Source organism: Streptomyces sp. NTD91 (genome assembly GCF_059510455.1).
The window spans coordinates 23620-39026 of sequence record NZ_JCAJZW010000012.1; the positions used below are offsets into that span (position 1 = coordinate 23620).

13 protein-coding genes are annotated in these 15407 nt (G+C 72.4%); 9 read left to right on the forward strand and 4 right to left on the reverse strand.

The genetic code is table 11. The annotated features are described in order from the left end of the window. Positions 1-7: 7 nt before the first annotated feature. Positions 8-1156, reverse strand: a complete 1149-nt coding sequence (locus tag AC5WRT_RS15185) for an AraC family transcriptional regulator (RefSeq protein ID WP_496093809.1) — start codon at positions 1154-1156, stop codon at positions 8-10. 441 nt (positions 1157-1597) lie between these two features. Here AC5WRT_RS15185 and AC5WRT_RS15190 point away from each other — a divergent pair, with 441 nt between their 5' ends. The 6 genes from AC5WRT_RS15190 (at position 1598) to AC5WRT_RS15215 (ending at position 9023) form a co-directional block, all read left to right on the forward strand. Beyond that, a complete protein-coding gene (locus tag AC5WRT_RS15190; RefSeq protein WP_496093810.1) occupies positions 1598-2626 on the forward strand; it encodes a sulfatase-like hydrolase/transferase in 1029 nt (342 codons plus the stop codon). 378 nt (positions 2627-3004) lie between these two features. Then, entirely contained in the window at positions 3005-4312 is a 1308-nt protein-coding gene (locus tag AC5WRT_RS15195; protein ID WP_496093811.1) for an MFS transporter, read from the forward strand. A gap of 38 nt (positions 4313-4350) precedes the next feature. Further along, positions 4351-6057, forward strand: a complete 1707-nt coding sequence (locus tag AC5WRT_RS15200) for an aldehyde dehydrogenase family protein (RefSeq protein ID WP_496093812.1) — start codon at positions 4351-4353, stop codon at positions 6055-6057. Between the two features lie 19 nt (positions 6058-6076). Further along, positions 6077-7558, forward strand: a complete 1482-nt coding sequence (locus AC5WRT_RS15205; RefSeq protein WP_496093813.1) for a long-chain-fatty-acid--CoA ligase — start codon at positions 6077-6079, stop codon at positions 7556-7558. A 446-nt stretch (positions 7559-8004) separates the two neighbouring features. Further along, entirely contained in the window at positions 8005-8367 is a 363-nt protein-coding gene (locus AC5WRT_RS15210; RefSeq protein ID WP_104780549.1) for a hypothetical protein, read from the forward strand. Continuing rightward, the gene (locus AC5WRT_RS15215; protein ID WP_496093814.1) at positions 8364-9023 is read left to right on the forward strand and encodes a nucleotidyl transferase AbiEii/AbiGii toxin family protein; all 660 of its coding nucleotides are present in this window, start codon (positions 8364-8366) and stop codon (positions 9021-9023) included. Before AC5WRT_RS15210 ends, AC5WRT_RS15215 begins: the two co-directional genes overlap by 4 nt. A 147-nt stretch (positions 9024-9170) precedes the next feature. On the opposite strand, the gene AC5WRT_RS15220 is transcribed toward AC5WRT_RS15215, so the two are convergent. After that, positions 9171-9491 (reverse strand): hypothetical protein, encoded by a 321-nt coding sequence (locus AC5WRT_RS15220; RefSeq protein WP_496100311.1) that lies wholly within the window; start codon positions 9489-9491, stop codon positions 9171-9173. Positions 9492-9894: 403 nt separating this feature from the next. Between AC5WRT_RS15220 and panD the strand changes: the two genes are divergently transcribed. Together panD and AC5WRT_RS15230 are read left to right on the forward strand one after the other, a co-directional pair. Beyond that, on the forward strand, positions 9895-10314 hold the full coding sequence (panD, locus tag AC5WRT_RS15225) for an aspartate 1-decarboxylase (protein WP_496093816.1): 420 nt from the start codon (positions 9895-9897) through the stop codon (positions 10312-10314). A gap of 36 nt (positions 10315-10350) precedes the next feature. Further along, positions 10351-10695 carry a GNAT family N-acetyltransferase gene (locus AC5WRT_RS15230; RefSeq protein WP_496093817.1) on the forward strand — a complete coding sequence of 115 codons (345 nt, stop codon included), beginning with the start codon at positions 10351-10353 and terminating at the stop codon, positions 10693-10695. A gap of 455 nt (positions 10696-11150) precedes the next feature. Here AC5WRT_RS15230 and gnd read toward each other — a convergent pair whose 3' ends face one another. Beyond that, positions 11151-12590, reverse strand: coding sequence for an NADP-dependent phosphogluconate dehydrogenase (gnd, locus tag AC5WRT_RS15235; RefSeq protein ID WP_496093818.1), 1440 nt, complete (start codon positions 12588-12590; stop codon positions 11151-11153). A gap of 274 nt (positions 12591-12864) precedes the next feature. Here gnd and AC5WRT_RS15240 point away from each other — a divergent pair, with 274 nt between their 5' ends. Beyond that, positions 12865-14025 carry a transglycosylase family protein gene (locus tag AC5WRT_RS15240; RefSeq protein ID WP_496093819.1) on the forward strand — a complete coding sequence of 387 codons (1161 nt, stop codon included), beginning with the start codon at positions 12865-12867 and terminating at the stop codon, positions 14023-14025. Here AC5WRT_RS15240 and AC5WRT_RS15245 read toward each other — a convergent pair. After that, positions 14015-15184, reverse strand: a complete 1170-nt coding sequence (locus tag AC5WRT_RS15245) for a DMT family transporter (RefSeq protein ID WP_496093820.1) — start codon at positions 15182-15184, stop codon at positions 14015-14017. The two genes, AC5WRT_RS15240 and AC5WRT_RS15245, sit on opposite strands and share 11 nt — an antisense overlap. Positions 15185-15407: the final 223 nt, after the last annotated feature.

Below are 15407 nucleotides of genomic sequence, written 5' to 3' on the forward strand. Positions count from 1 at the left end.
AGCCGATTCAGGCGTGCGCTGCCGCCGCGGATGCCCCGTTGTGCCGGCCGTGCCGCGCCGCGCGCCGTACGCCGGAGGGCGCCATGCCGAACCAGCGCCGGCAGGCACGGGACAGGGCGCTCTGCTCGGCGTAGCCCAGTCGGCGGGCGATCCGGCCCAATGCCATGTCCGTCTCCGCGAGCAGCCGCTCGGCGGTGTCCCGACGCACCACGTCGACCAGATCGGTGACGGACAACCCCTCCGCTGCGAGGCGCCGTTGCAGGGCGCGCGGGTGCAGGCCCAGTCGGGCGGCGATGTCCTCGAGGGTGGGTACTCCCTCGGGCAACATCTGCTCCGCGAGCTCGGTGACCGGGCGTACGAGGCAGGCGCTGTCCCGCGGGGCGGTGTCGGCGAGGTGCTCCATGAGCACCCGGTGGGTGACCGGGTCGTGTTCCAGGGGGCGGCCCAGGTCCGAGGCGCTGATGGTGAATCCCGGCCGGGGCCGGTCGAAGAGCACTGTGGTGGAGAAGTCGCTCTCGTAGTTCGCGCGCGGCGTCAGCGGGCCGTGCGGAACGTGGATGTCGACAGGAAGGAGAGACGAACCGGCCAGCAGTTCGAGCACCGTCAGCGCACGTGCCAGGACCGCCTCGGCCCCCTGGGGATGGAGCCACCGCCGACCGAGGGCGCTGCGGAACTCCACGAACGCCAGGCCTTCGCCGGGTCGGGAGACCAGCCGGAGCGAGCAGGCCGTGGAGAAGGTTCCGAGGTAGCGGCTGAAGACCTCGACCGCCTCCGCGAGGGTACGGGCGGTACGCGCGGCGGGTACCACGGGCCCGAGGATGTCCGCACTCTGCCGCCGGCCCAGCCTGCGCCCCAGATCCGGTGTCCCGGTGCTCTCGGCGGCGGCCTCCAGCACCTCCATGACGCGCCGAAAGGACAGATACTCCTCGTACCGGCCCGCCGCCACGGGCTCGATCCCGGCGCGCTGGAGCAGGTCGTCCGGGGCGCCGCCCAACTCCGTGACCAGCTCACGGAATCCGCTCAGCGCGGAACCGCGGACCAGCCCGTGTCCTGCGGCAGCGTACGGGCGGTTCGGCCGGCAGGTCCGGCTCTCGCGATGCCCGCCCGTGGAGCGGTCCGGCACGAGGTCCTGCGCGACAGCTGCTTCTCGGCTCATCGGCGGCCGTACCTCCTCGTCGGGCCACTGTGGTCCACCGGCACCGGCCTCCGGCTCCCTGTCGGCTGCGCGCTGCGGGGCCACGCCGACGAGACCGCTGTGGACAGCCCGGCCAGGCGGCCACGACCGGCGCGGAACGCCGTCGCCAGGGCAGCTCGGAGAAGCTTAAGCAGCCGACCGGGGAGCGGCACTGTGCGCGCGCACAAGGCCGGGGCGGCGGACCGTGCGGTCGCACATCGGGTCGTGTGACCGCTTCCGTCCTGCCCCGCACCTGCGCGACGCGACCGGCGCACGGTGTCGCGCGAAGCCAAATTGTCGGCACCCGAAGGCAAGACCCACCGCGGGGTTCTTCGCCATGGTGATGGCGGGCGCACCTCGCGGTGGCATGTGCCGTGGCCGCGTGTGATCCGTACCACCCAGCGCTCGGAAAGGAACCGTCCCGTGGTGAACCCCGCCTACCGCGCCACACTCCCGATCAACGAGCCGAGGCGGCCGACGGCCACCCCGATGGACGTGCGCGATGCGGAGATGCCCGAGCCCGTCACCAGGACGCGACCGCCGAAGGGCGCACCCGACGTCCTGCTGATCCTCATCGACGACATGGGCTACGGAGCCTCGTCCTCGTTCGGAGGCCCCTGCCGGATGCCGGTGGCCGACCGGCTCGCCGAGAACGGCCTGCGCCTGTCGCGCTTCCACACCACGGCGATGTGCTCGCCCAGCCGCGCCAGCCCCCTGTCGGGCCGCAACCACCACACGGTGGGAGCCGGCGGCATCACCGAGATCGCCACCAGCCAGACCGGATACACCTCCGCACGTCCCGCGCCCTGCGCGACACTGCCGGAGATCCTGCGGATGAACGGCTACAACACGTCCTGCTTCGGCAAGTGGCATCAGACGCCGACCTGGGAGACCAGCCGGTCCGGCCCGTTCGACCGCTGGCCGACCGGTGAGGGCTTCGAGCGCTTCTACGGATTCATGGGCGCCGAGACCGACCGAGGTCCGCCACCAGTTCACCCACATGAACGACGTGGCGCCGACCGTCCTCGAACTCGCCGGCATCCCCGAGCCCACCTCGGTCAACGGCGTGTCCCAGAAGCCCATGGAAGGCGTCTCCATGGCCTACGCCTTCGACGAGGCAACATCAGCGCCCCCGGGCGGCTGGGCCCCGGCAGGCACACCCTGCGCTACCGCTTCACCTACGACGGCGGCGGTGTGGGCAAGGGAGGCATGGGTCAGCTGTTCGTCGACGGCAAGCCGGCCGGGTCGGTGCGGCTGAACCACACCATTCCGTTCATCTACCACGCCACCGACTGGCTGGATGTCGGCGAGGACAACGGCGTACCTGTGACCGACTACGGCACCCCGGGCGGCCGCTTCAGCGGGCGGATGGAGAAGGTCGTCCCGGAAGTCGGCGACGACCTCTGCGAGGACCCGGCGGGCGAGGCACAGGCCATGGTGTCCGTGCAGTAGTCCCCGACCCCGTACTCGCCGCGGGAGCGGACCACCGGCAGGCGCGGGCCCCTGCGTGTCGTACGCCGGTACGAGCGTGCGTCGTCCGCGCCGCGGCGACGCACCGCAGCCGTTCACCACCCGCGACGCGGGGCTGTCCGAGGAGGAGGGCCGGGAGCTGCCGCACGAGCCCGGCCTCCCGCGTTCCCGAGTCCCGGGTCGGCTTCCGCCGGCCGCCCGACCCCGTCGTCACCCGGGACCACACCGCCGTCCGGTACGACGCCATCACCGACCACACCCGCAGCGGCGCGGCATGAGGGCGCATCGCGATCGCCGACTTCCCCCTCGCCCCTGCCCCGTCCGATTCCCGCCCGCAACAGCCACCTTCCCGGAGCCATCGTGACCGACAACGACGTCGTCCCCGTCAGAACCGCCGATCTCTCCCCAGCGGCACCCCACGCCAGGCGACGGGCGTGGATCGTCACCGGGTTGCTCGTGATCTTCATGATGGTCAATTTCGCCGACAAGTCCGTCATGGGACTGGCGGCCGACTCGATCCGACGTGACCTCCACCTGTCGGCGACGTCCTTCGGAGTGGCCAACAGCGCGTTCTTCCTGCTGTTCTCCATCTGCGGCGCGGCGGTCGGGCTGCTGGCGGACCGGGTACGGCCGCGGTGGCTGCTGCTCGGGATGGCGCTGTTGTGGTCGGTCGCCCAGGTACCCATGGCACTCGGCGGCGGGGTGGCCGTGCTGGTCGCCTCCCGGATCCTCCTCGGGGCCGCGGAGGGGCCGGCCTTTCCCGTCGCCCAGCACAGCGCCCTGTCCTGGTTCCCCGACCGCAAGCGCAACCTGCCCGGCTCCCTGATCACCGTCGGTACCACCCTGGGCGTCGTGGCAGCGGCCCCCGGGCTGACCTGGATGATCCACCACCACGGGTGGCGTTCCGCCTTCGGCGTGGTCGCGGCCGTCGGCGTGGTCTGGGCCGCGGTCTGGGCCACCCTCGGCCGGGACGGCGACCACGCGGTCGACACCCCCACGCATGCGGGTACGGGGGCCCGTGACCCGATCCTCGCCGACGCCTCCTATCTGCGCATCCTCCGCACCGGTAGCTGGATCGGCAGCACGGTCGCCTTCTTCAGCACCTACTGGCTGACCGCGCTGGCGCTGGTCTGGGTGCCCTCCTACCTGCGTGACGGGCTGGGTTACTCGGACACCGCCGTGGCGAACCTGGTCGCCGCGCTCTGGGCCGTCAACGGCGTCGCCATGCTGGGCCAGGCCGGACTGACCGGATGGCTGCTGCGCCGCGGCGTGAGCAGCCGCTGGGCCCGCGCCCGGGTCGGCGGCATCACGGTGATCGCCTGCGCCCTGTGCTGTCTCGGCCTGTCGCAACTGGCGGGCGGGGCACTCGCCGTCGTGCTCCTGATCGCCGGCTTCGGCCTGCCCGGGCTCATGGTGAGCGTGGCGGTGACCTCGGTGGCCGAACTCGTCCCCGGCCGGCGCCGCGGGGGCTCCCTCGGCCTGATGACCGCCGTGGTCACGACGGCCGGCCTGGTCGCCCCCGCGCTGACCGGCCACCTCGTCGACACCCAGGGCACGGCCGGTTACCGGCACGCCGTGCTGGTCGTGGGCGCGCTCCTGCTGATCGGCGGTACCGCTGCCGTCACCCTGATCGATCCGGCCCGCGACGCGCGTCGCCTGGCTGCGTGACGTACTCCGTCCCCCCTGTCCGCCATCCAAGGAGTGACGTGAACAGCACCACCTTCGATACATCCGGTCTCGACCGGGCGCTGCGCGAACTGCGGGAGAGCGCCGCGTCCTGGGCCGCGGCGCCGCTCGCCGAGCGGATCGGCCTGCTGGAGCGGCTGATGCCCCGCATCCGCGACACAGCCGCCGAACTGGCCGCGGCCGGCGCCCGCGCCAAGGGGTACGGCCCCGACTCCCCGTGGGCCGCGGAGGACTGGGCGGGCGGCCCGTGGGCGCTGGCCCAGAACGTCGGCGCACGCCTGCACGTCCTGCGGCGGATCGCCGCCGGCCGGGACCCGCTGCCCGCGCGGGCGGTCCACGAACACGGCGGCCGTACCCGGGTGGACGTCTTCCCCGTCACCGGCTGGGACCGGCTGCTGCTCAGCGGCTGCTCGGCCCAGGTCCGGATGCGGCCGGGCACCACCGCCGAGGAGGTCCGCGCCCGGGCGGCCGGACAGTACCGCGGCCGTCCGGAGCCGGCCGGGGTGGCGCTGGTGCTCGGCGCGGGCAACGTCGCCGCCCTGACCGCCGTCGACATCCTGCACAAGCTCTACGGCGAGGGCCAGGTCGTCGTCGCCAAGATGAACCCGGTCAACGCCTATCTGCGACCCCACTTCGAGCGGATCTTCGCCGAGTTCACCCAGCACGGCTGGCTGCGGTTCGTCGACGGCGGCCCCGCCGAGGGCGCGTACCTCACCACCCACGAGGGCGTGGACTCCATCCACGTCACCGGCAGCGACCGCACCCACGACGCCATCATGTGGGGTACCGACGAGGGGGCCGAACAGCGCCGCCGCGACGACCGGCCGCTGGTCGACAAGCCCTTCACCAGCGAGCTGGGCGGCGTCAGCCCGTGCATCGTGGTGCCGGGGAAGTGGAGCGCGGCCGACCTCCGCTTCCAGGCCGAGCACATCGTCACCAGCAAGATGAACAACTCCGGCCACAACTGCATCGCCACCCAGGTACTGGTGCTGCCCCGCTCCTGGGCCGGCACCGAGCGGCTGCTCGACGAGATCCGCGAGGTGCTGCGCACCCTGCCCGCCCGCAGCGACTACTACCCCGGCGCCGACCGGCGGCTGGCCGCGGTCCGCGCGGCGCATCCGCAGGCCGAGAGCTACGGCGACGGCTGCCGGCTGCTGGTACCGGACCTCGCCGACCACGACGACCTGCTGCTCAGCGGCGAGGTGTTCGCCAGCGCCCTCGGCGTCGTACGCCTGCCCGGCGAGAGCCCGGCCGAGTTCCTGGGCAACGCCGTCGGCTTCGCCAACGGCACCCTCCCCGGCACGCTCGGCGCGACCCTGATCGTCCACCCGGCCACCGAGCGGACCCACCGGGCCGTGGTGGAGGCGGCCATCGCCGACCTGCGCTACGGCACCCTCGGCGTCAACTGCTGGTCCGCCGTCGGTTTCCTGCTCGGCTACACGCCCTGGGGCGCCCACCCGGGCAACACCCGGCAGGCCATCGGCAGCGGCATCGGCTTCGTCAACAACGCGTATCTGCTCGAGGACGTCGAGAAGACCGTGGTCCGCGCGCCCTTCGCGCCCGCCCCGCGCGGCCTGTTCACCGGCTCGCCCTCGCTCTCACCCCGCCCCCCGTACTTCGTCACCAACCGCACCGGGCGCACCACCCTGCGACGCGTCACCGGCTTCACCACCGCACCCCACCCCACCCGGCTCCCCGCCGTCCTCGCCTCCGCACTCCGCGGCTGACAGGAAGCTGATCCCCCTCATGAACCTCAACGACTTCCTCGCCCGCGCCGCAGCCGAGCACGGCCACCGCCGTGCGGTCGAACTCGGCGACCAGGGGCTGAGCTACGCCGAACTGGCCACCCTCGCCGGTCGCACCGGCGCACTCCTCGCCGCCCACGGGGTCGGCCCCGGCGACCGGGTCGGCCTGATGCTGCCCAACCTTGCCGAGTTCCCCGTGCTCTACTACGGCGTGCTGGGCGCCGGTGCCGTCGTGGTGCCGATGAACCCCCTGCTCAAACCGCGCGAGATCGCCCACCAGGTGCGCGACTCCGGCATGGCGCTGCTCCTGGCCTGGGACGGCGCCGCCGACCAGGTCCGGGTCGGCGCCGAGGGCACCGGAACACCGGTGGTGCCGATCGTGTCCGGTGGGCTCCAGACGCTGCTGGCCGGGCACCCGGACCCGGCACCGGCCGTCCCCCGGAAGGACGACGACCTCGCCGTCATCCTCTACACCTCCGGCACCACAGGCGTGCCCAAGGGCGCCATGCTCACCCACGCCGGGCTGGCCCGCAACGCCGAGATCGGCGGGCGCACCCTGCTCCGGCTCACCCCCGACGACGTGGTGATGGGCTGCCTGCCGCTCTTCCACGCCTTCGGACAGTCCTGCGCCATGAACGCCGCCGTGACGACGGGTGCCCGGCTCACGCTCCTCGCCCGCTTCGACCCGGGCCGGGCCCTGCGCACCATCGACGAGCGACGGGTCACCGTCTTCGAGGGCGTGCCGACCATGTACGCAGCCATGCTCGCCGAACACGAGCGCGGCGCCGAGAAGCACGGCACCGGCTCGCTGCGGCTGTGCGCCTCCGGCGGAGCCTCACTCCCGGTGGAGGTCCTCCACGCCTTCGAGGCCGCCTTCGGATGTCCGGTCCTGGAGGGCTTCGGCATGTCAGAGACCTCCCCGATCGCCTCCTTCAACCACCCCGACCGGCCCCGCAGGCCCGGCTCCGTCGGCACACCCGTCGAGGGGGTCGAGATGTGCCTTCTCGACCCGCAGGACGGCGTCGGCGAGCTCTGCGTCCGCGGGCACAACGTGATGGCGGGCTACTGGAACCGTCCCGAGGCGACCGCCGAGACCATCGTCGACGGCTGGCTGCGCACCGGCGATCTGGCCCGCGTCGACGAGGACGGCTACTACTACATCGTCGACCGCAAGAAGGACCTCATCATCCGCGGCGGCTACAACGTCTACCCGCGCGAGATCGAGGAGGTGCTGTACGAGCACCCCGCCGTGGCCGAGGCCGCAGTGATCGGCATACCACACGTCACGCTCGGCGAGGAGGTCGCCGCCGTGGTCGCACTGCGCCACGGCAGTGCGGCTGACGCGGACGAACTGCGGGAGTTCGTCCGCGAGCGAGTGGCGGCCTACAAGTACCCGCGTGAGGTCCGGCTCGTCGACGCTCTGCCCAAGGGCCCCACCGGCAAGATCCTCAAGCGTCGGATCACCGCCCCCGAGAGCCGTTGACCCTGCTTGCGCGGAGCGGCCGGGATGTCGACCCGCGCGCCACTCGAGCGACTGGCGCGGCGTCAGATGGTTTGACCTGCAGAAGCAGGCAGGGAGCAGACGAATCGGGAGTTTCTTCCTGTTTCGTACCATGTTCAGGTCCAAGATCTAGCGTTTGGGTGTTTTTGCAGGTCATAGGCTTGATGAGCTCGTTCGGGTCAGCAAACGGTCAGCATCGGGCGCATAAGCGTCCCGGCTTGAGGACATGATCGCCGCCATGACGGGGGACCTGCGTGGGTCGGCAGCGGTTGTAGTGCTCCACCTGAGGGCTGGACGGGGCGGCCGTGATGCGCCGCGGTCACTGAGTGAGATGTCCGAGGGAGGGGCGGGCGGCGCCCGACCCGTACGTACGACAGGGGAGCCTCGTATGCGCCATGCCGCCGCTGTCCGGCAGCGATACTAGATGCATGGACACGACGATCACCGCTCCCCGTGCCGAGGTGCTGCGGGACCGCTACCGCAGCCGACTGCCCGAGCGCCTGCAGGAGCTGGCCGGCCCCGTCGAGGGCAACGTGGACCTGCCGCTCCACATCGTCTGGTCCGGGCGGACGAGCTACAGCCTGGACCGTCCGAAGTCCCGCATGACGCTCTACCGGACCGTCCTAGCCGAAGGACTGAGTGAGGACCTGGTGGCCCTCCTGCACCACCGGCTGCTCATCGAGCAGTGGCCCGTGCTGCGGCGCTTGATCAGTCCCTACATCCGCGAGGTCTGGGAGGACGCTTTCCCCGAGCTGCTCCGCACCGCTCCGGCCGACACGACCGCCGCGTGAAGCTCACTCCGCTCCACGAGCGTCTCCTCGCCGACATCCTCGATCTCGGCTCCCCCTACCCTCTGGTCCTCACCGGCGGATACGCCGTGCAGGCCCACGGCCTGGTCGAACGCTTCAGCCGTGACCTCGACGTCGCCACGGAGAATCCCGCTCCGATGCAGGAGATCGTCGCCTCACTCACAGCGGGTCTCAGCGCGCGCGGGTGGCGGACCACGCACGTCCAGACCGATCCGCTCAGCGGCCGGTTCCTCGTCACCGATCCGGACACCGGCGAGGAGTGCGAGGTCGACGTCCTCAAGGAGGCGTTCTGGGCTCCGCCCGCCCAGACCCCCTACGGCCCCGTTCTCTCCCTCGACGACGTGATCGGTACGAAGGTCCGTGCCCTCGCCGACCGCGGTACCGTCCGCGACCTCATCGATGTCCAGGCTGCCTCCCGCCACCGCTCCGCCGCCGACCTCGAATCCCTGGGCCGCCGTCGCGCCCACGACGAGTTCAGCCTCGAAGACCTCCGGGACCGGCTCGTCGGCGCGGACTGGTACGAGGATGAGGACTACACCGCGTACGGGCTCACCTCCCGGCAGATCGAAGAACTCAAGGCGTGGGCGCTGGCGTGGGCGGAGGATCTGGGTGCGCGGATCCATGACGAGAACGCCTGAGAGACGGTCATCGCGTCCATCCCTTCTACCGCCGTTGCAACGAGAGGATGCGGTGTAGCCAGCAGGCTCCAACCCGGAGCCGTCCACAGTGGTGGCTGCCCTGCACGGCCGATGTGCAGGTCGGCCGAGCGATACCCCGCAGTGGACTCACGGCGGAACCGGGCTGCGGTAACGGTCAAACACTGCATCCCGCTCCCACTCCCAGGTCCAGTCCGGGTCCCGACGGTGGAACTCGGTAACGGCCAGCTCGAAGAATTGGTCGGAAGGCTTCCGGCTGGATCCATTGACTACCAGTGCTGACAACATCGGCTCGGGACCGGTGCTGTCCCGGCGGCAGACGTCTGCCCGCAGAAGCGACATCATCCGGCCGTGGTAGTGCACCCGGTGCTCCGGTGCCACGGCCTCGCTCAGCGCCTTGTAGGTGTCGGTCCGGCCCTCTCGGGCCCACCCCCTCAGAATCAATACCATGGCGTCCCGGGCGGCCGTGTAGTCCGCATCTCCTCGTAGGTCTACTCGACCGCCTAGTCTTCCGGGACCGGATGAAGCCCCGGGCTGCCGGGCGCGTTAAGAGACTTCCAGGTTGATGCGGAGAGTGGCTCCGTGCTCGACGAAGCGTGTACTTGGCACATCGTCAGGTAAGTCAGCATCTGGTCAGCATCAGTTCCCGAGCATCCTGAAAGGCTGTCCGAACAGGTTCCTGGTCGGTGGCGCCACAACGGTCTGGTTGGCGCGGAAGCCCAGGCAGGGAGACCTATCCCCAATGAGAAGCGATGTTCCTCACAATCATCGACTTCGACGCGTGCCCGTGTAGAGTGAAGACCGCCCTTGACCTGCAAAAAGCTGGCAGGGAGCCGTCTTCCAGGAGTCCAAAGTGCTGCGTACTCTGTTCAAGTCCAAGATCCACCGAGCCACCGTCACCCAGGCCGACCTGCACTACGTGGGATCGGTGACCATCGACGCCGACCTGCTCGACGCCGCCGACCTGCTTCCGGGCGAGCTGGTGCACATCGTGGACGTCACCAACGGCGCCCGGCTGGAGACGTACGTCATCGAGGGCGAGCGCGGGTCCGGGGTGATCGGGATCAACGGGGCGGCCGCCCATCTCGCGCATCCCGGAGACCTGGTGATCATCATCAGCTACGCTCAGGTCACCGACGCCGAGGCCCGGGCGCTGAAGCCGAGGGTCGTGCACGTCGACGGCGACAACCGGATCGTCTCCCTCGGCGCCGACCCGTCCGAGCCCGTGCCCGGCTCCGACCAGCAGCGCAGCCCGCAGGCCGTCGGGACCTGACCACGGGACCGTACGGACCAGGAGCGTGCCGAGCCCATGAGCGAGATCGAGATCCGCGACGACCGGGCGGCCGGCCGCCTGGAGGCCGTAGGCGAGGGTGAAGTCGTCGGACGCGTCGAGTACTTCGTCCTGGAGTCGCCCGCGCGCGCCCTGGTCCCGGTCCACACCGTCGTCGAGCCCGCCCACGAGGGCCGGGGCATCGGCGGCTCCCTGGCCCGTGAGCTGTACGCCCTCGCCGGGCGCGAGGGCGTCCCGGTGGTGCCGCTGTGCCCGTACGTCGCCGGGTGGGCCGAGCGGCACCCGGAGGCCGCCCCGCCCGCCGGCCCGGAGCTGGTGGCGGCCGCGAAGGACTGGCTGCGGGCCCATCCCGGGAGGTTCTGAGCGGGGCGCGGCTCCGCCTGTCGGGTGAGTGGCCGCGCGGGGGCCGGGTAGGCGGGGGAGTAGTCCAGAGGCGACGTCCCACGACTGCCGGAGGACATCCATGACGAACCCGCATCCCGACCCCGTCCCGCCGGGGCCGCAGCCGGGGCCGGGTCCCACCCCGCCGGACCCCTACCCGAGCCCGGTCCCCACCCCCGAACCGGGCCCAGCGCCCGCTCCGCCTCCGCCGGGCCCCCGGCCGACCCGGCCCCCGGCACCTCCGGCCCCGGGCCCGCCGGAGCCCTCACCGTCCCCGATCCCGCCCGGTCCGGAGCCGGTACCGAATCCCGAGCCGGGCCCACCGCTCACCTGAGCCCGCCCGGCACCGCACGACGAACGCGGGGAGCCGCGCGGCCGGCCCGCCGCCGACGAGCAGCCGTACCGCGGCAGTTCCCCCGCCCCTGCGCGCAGACCCCTCAGGCGGAGACCTCGCTCCGGTCTCCGCCCCACAGCGTGTGGAAGGACCCCTCCCGGTCCACGCGCCGGTACGTGTGCGCCCCGAAGAAGTCCCGCTGGCCCTGCGTGAGGGCCGCCGGGAGGCGGGGCGCCCGGAGCGCGTCGTAGTACGCCAGGGCCGCCGCGAAACCGGGCGCCGGGACACCCTGTCGCGTCGCGGCGATCAGCACCTCCCGCCAGTCGTCCTGCGCCTCGGCGATCTCGCGGGCGAACGTCTCGTCCGACAGCAGGCTCGGCAGATCGGCGCGGGCGTCGTACGCGGCGCGGATCCGGTCGAGGAAGGCGGCCCGGATGATGCAGCCGCCGCGCCAGATCGAGGCGACCCTGCCGAGGTCGACGTCCCAGCCGTACTCCTCGCTGCCCGCGGCGATCTCGTGGAAGCCCTGCGTGTACGAGACGATCTTGGACGCGTACAGGGCCTGCTCCACGCGGTCCGCGAAGGCCGCGGCCTCCTCCTTGCCCAGCGGGGCCGCCGTCGGCCCCGCCAGCCCCCGCGAGGCCTCGCGGAGCTTCGCGTGCCCGGACAGCGAGCGCGCGAACACGGCCTCGGCGATCCCGGACACCGGGACGCCCAGGTCGAGGGCGATCTGGACCGTCCAGCGGCCCGTGCCCTTCTGTTCGGCCTGGTCCACCACGACGTCCACGAACGGCTTGCCGGTCGCCGCGTCCGTGTGGGACAGCACCTCGGCGGTGATCTCGATCAGGTAGGAGTCCAGCCGGCCGGTGTTCCAGGTGCGGAAGATCTCCGCGATCTGCGCGGGCGCGTACCCGGCGACATCGCGCAGCAGCTGGTACGCCTCGCCGATCAGCTGCATGTCGGCGTACTCGATGCCGTTGTGGACCATCTTCACGAAGTGCCCGGCGCCGTCGGGGCCGCAGTGCGTGACACAGGGCGCGCCGTCCGCCGCCTTCGCGGAGATCTTCTCCAGCATCGGGCCGAGGGAGCCGTACGACTCGATCGAGCCGCCCGGCATGATGCTCGGTCCGTGCAGCGCGCCCTCCTCGCCCCCGGAGATGCCCGTGCCGACGAAGTGAATGCCCCGTTCGCGCAGTTCCCGCTCCCGGCGCCGGGTGTCCGCGAAGTGCGCGTTGCCGCCGTCGATGATCATGTCCCCGGGTTCGAGGAGCGGAGCGAACTCCTGGATCACCGCGTCCGTCGGCTCGCCCGCCTTCACCATGATCATCAGGCGGCGGGGGCGCTCCAGGGCCGCCACGAACTCCTCGGCGGTCTCGGCGGCGACGAAGTCGCCCTCGTTGCCGAACTCCTCCACGAGCGCCTTGGTCCGCGCCACAGTACGGTTGTGCACCGCGACCGTGTAGCCGTTGCGGGCGAAGTTCCGGGCGAGATTGCGGCCCATGACCGCGAGGCCCGTGACACCGATCTGCGCTGAAGTGCTCATACCGCCTGCTCCCTGGTTGCCTCGTGAACTACGGCTCCGTCAGTACGGGTCCTCGCCCATCCTGTCGTGCCGCCCGGACGAGCGCACACGCGACCCGCCCCGCCCTCAGTACGACGTGGGGCCGCCCGACGCCTCAGCCTGTGCGGGATCGGATCGAGGAAGGTCCGTTCCCGGCCACCCGGGAGGCGCGGGAGGCCGGATTTCCGTCTTGTCATGGCCAGTTCGCGGCGCTTACCTTTGGCGCCTCCTGACGCATGCCGAGGGGACTTCGGACATGGCCGTACGCGGCCGGCATCGCCGGTACCAGCCGAACAGGATCAACCGCGCCTCACTCACCGTCACGGCGGGCGGCGCCGGCCTCGCGATCCCGCTGGTCGCCGTCGGTACGGCCGACGCGGCCGACGCGACCACCTGGAACAAGGTCGCCGCCTGCGAGTCCAGCGGAAACTGGAGCATCAACACGGGCAACGGCTACTACGGCGGGCTGCAGTTCACCCGGTCCACCTGGGAGGCGTACGGCGGCACCCGGTTCGCCCCGCGCGCCGACCTCGCGAGCCCGGGCCAGCAGATCGCCGTCGCCGAGCGGGTCCTCGACGGGCAGGGGCCGGGCGCCTGGCCGGTCTGCTCGGTGCGGGCCGGGCTGACCCGGGGCGACGCCGACCCGGGCACCCACCCGGACAGCGCCGTGGCACGGCCCGTGCGGACCGGGAAGGAGACCTCCGTGCGGGAGGTGCGGCCACAGACCACCCCGCAGTCCCGCGCCGGCCGCGCCGAGATGTACACCGTGGTGCACGGCGACACCCTCTCCGGGATCGCCGACGAGCACCACGTCCGCGGCGGCTGGCACGCGCTCTACGCCGGCAACCGCACGACGATCGGCGCCGATCCCGACCTGATCCTGCCGGGCCAGCGGCTCGACGTGCACGGCGCGGCCGCCCCCCGTGCCGAGTCCCCGGCCACCGGGAAGTCCCCGAAGCGCCACGCCCCTTCGGAGCACGGGACCGCGCCGCACCGGACCAGGAGCACCGGCCGCACCGTCGTCGCCCCGGTCGACGCGCCCATCGGCACCGGCTACCGCGTGGCCGGCTCGCACTGGTCGAAGGGCTACCACACCGGCGTCGACTTCCTCGTGCCGACCGGCACCCCGGTGCACGCCGCGGAGGCCGGGCAGGTGGTGGCCGCGGGCTGGGGAGACAGCTACGGCTACCAGGTGGTCATCCGGCACGCCGACGGCCGCTACACCCAGTACGGCCACCTGTCGGCCATCTCCGTGCGCATCGGGCAGAACGTCACGGCGGGCCGGCGCATCGGCCGGTCCGGGGCCACCGGGAACGTCACCGGCCCGCACCTGCACTTCGAGGTGCGCACCGGACCCGGCTTCGGCACGGACATCGACCCGCTCGCCTATCTGCGGGCCGCAGGCGTCAGGATCTGACGGGCGTACCGCCGTGCCCGTCCAGCACCGGCAGTGGCAGTCCGAGGGCCGAGGACAGGGCGAAGTACGAGGCGGGCACCGGGCCGGCCTCCGGCGGGCCGCCGCCGTCGGCCCTCGCACCGGCGACGTCCGGTGCCGGGGCGGGACCACCGCCGGCTTCCGGCACGAGCAGGCCCGACGGCAGGGGTTCCCCGGGAGCGCCCTCGGCCTCGGGACGCCGGGCCGGCTCTGCCCGCTCCTGCGCTCCCCGCGGCTGCGGCACGCCCAGGACTCCCGGCGCCGCAGCGGAAACGGCCGCAACGACCGGGTCCGCGCCGTCGGGTGTCCCGGTGCGTTCGATCCGCTCGGTCGTCAGCATGATCAGGCCGCCCGCCGCCACCACCCCGCAGCTCACCGCGAGCGCGGAGCCGGTGCCGCCGTAGCGGAACGCCTCCCCGAACATCAGAATGCCGACGGCGGCCGCCAGCACCGGATTGACCACGGTCAGCGTGGCCAGCGGCGCGGCCAGGCCGCCGCCCCGGTAGGAGGCCTGGGACAGCAGGACACCGGCGACCGCGAACAGGGCGATCACCGCGAGCGACGGCACGTCGTCCACGTCGATGCCGTGCGTCCAGTCGACGGCCACGGTCTTGGTGAACACCGACGACATGCCGAACGCGATGCCGGAGGCGGTGGCGAGCAGCACGCTGCGCACCGCCGGATGCCGGCGCGCGGCCCGGCCCGCGCACATCAGCGCCACCACCGCCCCGCCGGTGACCAGCGCGACCGCCGTGCGCTGGGCGGTGTCGAGGGAGGTGCCGTCGGAGGAGCCGACCAGGGCCAGCAGGCCGGCGAGGCCCGCCGTGGCCATCACCGCGCCGCGCCAGGCCGTCGCGCCCGCCCTGCGGCCGACGAACAGTGCCGCCAGCGGGAGGGCGAAGACGATGGTCAGCGCACCCAGCGGCTGGACCAGGCTGAGCGGCCCGTAGGCCAGCGCCACCACATGCAGCACCCCGCCGAGACCGTTGAGCCCGAGCGCACACCACCAGCCCGGCCGGCGCAGCGGCAGGTACGCGCTGCCCGGCGAGGACACCGCCACCCGCTCCTGCACGATCGCGGCCGCCGCGTAGGCGACGGCGGACACGAACGACAGGAGCACGGACAGCGCGAGGGCGCTCATCGGCGTCTCCTCTGCGGACGGCGGGGGCCCTCGGCCCGGCGCGACGGACGGTCGGCTTGCATGGCCAACACTCTGCCCGCCCGCGCTCTTCCCGTCGTCGTCCCTGAGCACGCAATGCGTCCTACTGCCGATGGAGTACACCAGCCGCGCGATCATCCTCGGGACGGGTGACGCGCCGCCGGGACCCGCTCCCGGCACCGGGCAACGCACCTGGTACCAGTAC

Bases quoted from the DNA above. Each gene is read 5' to 3' on its own strand.
- AC5WRT_RS15185 (WP_496093809.1), bottom strand. From the start codon at position 1,156: ATGAGCCGAGAAGCAGCTGTCGCGCAGGACCTCGTGCCGGACCGCTCC.
- gnd (WP_496093818.1), bottom strand. From the start codon at position 12,590: ATGAGCACTTCAGCGCAGATCGGTGTCACGGGCCTCGCGGTCATGGGC.
- AC5WRT_RS15205 (WP_496093813.1), top strand. From the start codon at position 6,077: ATGAACCTCAACGACTTCCTCGCCCGCGCCGCAGCCGAGCACGGCCAC.
- AC5WRT_RS15230 (WP_496093817.1), top strand. From the start codon at position 10,351: ATGAGCGAGATCGAGATCCGCGACGACCGGGCGGCCGGCCGCCTGGAG.
- AC5WRT_RS15210 (WP_104780549.1), top strand. From the start codon at position 8,005: ATGGACACGACGATCACCGCTCCCCGTGCCGAGGTGCTGCGGGACCGC.
- AC5WRT_RS15245 (WP_496093820.1), bottom strand. From the start codon at position 15,184: ATGAGCGCCCTCGCGCTGTCCGTGCTCCTGTCGTTCGTGTCCGCCGTC.
- AC5WRT_RS15240 (WP_496093819.1), top strand. From the start codon at position 12,865: ATGGCCGTACGCGGCCGGCATCGCCGGTACCAGCCGAACAGGATCAAC.
- AC5WRT_RS15220 (WP_496100311.1), bottom strand. From the start codon at position 9,491: ATGGTATTGATTCTGAGGGGGTGGGCCCGAGAGGGCCGGACCGACACC.